1 protein-coding gene is annotated in these 2,261 nt (G+C 59.4%); it reads right to left on the bottom strand.

What is annotated here, in order from left to right:
• Window positions 1–17: 17 nt before the first annotated feature.
• Window positions 18–2,261, bottom strand: a 2,244-nt coding sequence (locus AC1D1F_RS24720) for a calcium-binding protein (RefSeq protein WP_477700885.1), incomplete at its 5' end; no start/stop codon positions are given.

Genomic DNA, 2,261 nt, shown 5'->3' with positions numbered 1-2,261 from the left:
TTTCTATGTCGTCCCCATTAGCCGAGGCGAACCAGCCCTTCCTGCAAGCTCACCGTCGAATGGATGGCCTGCGCCTGCACACCAAATTGCGCATTCGTCAGCACGTCCTGCGCCTTGCCCAGGCCCATGCCGGCCAGCGTGCCGTCCGCACCATAGTGGTAGGCCAGGTCGCCGCCCAGGGCCTCGCTGTCACTGCCCGCCAGGTGGAACTGCGTGAGCCCGTTGCTCAGTGCCCAGCTGCTCAGCCCAGGGGTGGCCGTGCGCGCCGCATCAAAGGCACCGACCAGGCCCTGGAAGTCGAAGGTCTGCACTTTCTTGTTAAGCAGCGGGTCGCTGGAGTTCGCATCAAAGGCCGCCATGGCCTCGGCCACCAGTTGCAGGTTCAGCACGCTTTGATTGGCCGTGCTGCCGTACCAGTAGCTGAAGGTCAGCTGGTCGGTGTCGCTGATCTTGAGGATCAGGTCATTACCGCTCTTTTCCAGGCTCAACTTGGCGTAGTCAAGGCCGACGCCGCCCAGGCTGACGGTGTCGTCCGGGTTCACAGATGCTCCGCTCGCATACAGCGTATCCTGACCGTCACCGATATTGAAGGCGATGAGGTCTTTCCCGTTGCCGAGGTAGACGACGTCGTTTCCGGTGCCACCTATGAAGAGGTCCGCAGCAGCGGCGCTGCCGCTCAAATGATCGGCGCCGGCTCCTGCATTGAGGTAATTGCTGCCATTGCCATCCGCGAGCTGGTCGTTTCCTGCACCGCCTTCGAGCACATCGAAGCCACCGGCGCCATCGAGCATGTCGCTGCCGCCAAGCCCCTTCAGCATGTCATTGCCGGTGGCACCAAGCATGTAGTCATCACCCTGGGTTCCACCAAACACCACCGCTGCCGCCATCGCAGCGAAGTCGGTTTTGTTCCACAGCGTGCCATCGGCAAATTCGACCTGCTCGACCTTGTAGCCATCGTTCAGATACCAGTGGTACAGCGTGATCACGTCCGTTGTGCCGTCTATGCTCAGGAAAAGATCCCAGTTGTTGCGGTTGAGCTTGATGTCGCCGGCCGTCACGGAGCTGTCGAAGCGGAGGGTATCGATGTTGCCAGCCGTAGTGTCGTATTCGGCAATGATGTCCGAACCGTCCCCGCGCCTATATAGGTACACGTCATTGCCGATATTGCCACTGAGCGTGTCGTTGCCGGCGCCGCCATCGATCACGTCGCCAAGAATCGACCCCATCACGAGATCATCGCCCGCCGTCCCGCCAAACACCGCCATGGCGGTCAGGGCCGGGATATCCCACACCGTGCCGTCGGCAAACTGGACTTGCTCGATCTTGAAAGCGTCGTTGGCAAACCAGTATCGCAGCGTGATCCGGTCCGAGGTTCCGCTGATATTGAGATAAAGATGATCCTGGTCGCGAGTTACCTTGACGTCAGAAGCGGCCACCGAGTTGTCGAAACGAACAGCGTCAACGTTTCCGGAATTTACGTTGCTCTCCGCGATGGTGTCCGATCCGTCTCCACGCCTGTAGAGGTAGACGTCGTTTCCGATGCCCCCGTCCAACAGGTCGTTACCGCCTTGCCCTTGCAGTATGTCGTCGCCTCCAGTGCCAGAAAGAGAGTCATCTCCCGCGGTGCCACGAACAATGCTCAGGTCCAGCAAGTCACTTTGATTCCATACCGTACCGTCGGCGAACTCAACGCGCTCGACCTTGTCGGCGTCGCTGTCAAACCAGTTGTACAGGATGATGCGGTCCGTCGTGCCCGCTATATTCAGGTACAGATTGGCCTGGTCCCGAGTCACATTGATGTCCGCCACGGCCACTGAACTATCGAAACGGACTGTGTCGATATTGCCTGCGAATTCGTCGTGCTCGAGGATGGTGTCCGTGCCGTCGCCTCGCTTGTACAGGTACACATCGTTGCCCGCCAGGCCGCGAAGCTGGTCGTCTCCACCGCCGCCCTCCAGCACGTTGTCGCCCCCCGTTCCCTCGATGTAATCATTGCCGTCAGTGCCGCCGAACACCGTAGCATTCGCCATCGCGGCGAAGTCGGTTTTGTTCCACAGCGTGCCATCGGCAAACTCGACCTGTTCGATCTTGTAGGCATCGTTCAAATACCATCTGGCAAGCGTGATCACATCCGTCGTGCCGTCTATGCTCAGGAAAAGATCCCAGTTGTTGCGGTTGAGCTTGATGTCGCCGGCCGTCACGGAGCTGTCGAAGCGGAGGGTATCGATGTTGCCAACCGTGGTGTCGTATTCGGTAATGAA

It is taken from the genome of Polaromonas sp. P1_H6 (assembly GCF_056405195.1).
This window is presented reverse-complemented; position numbering and strand designations above follow the sequence as displayed.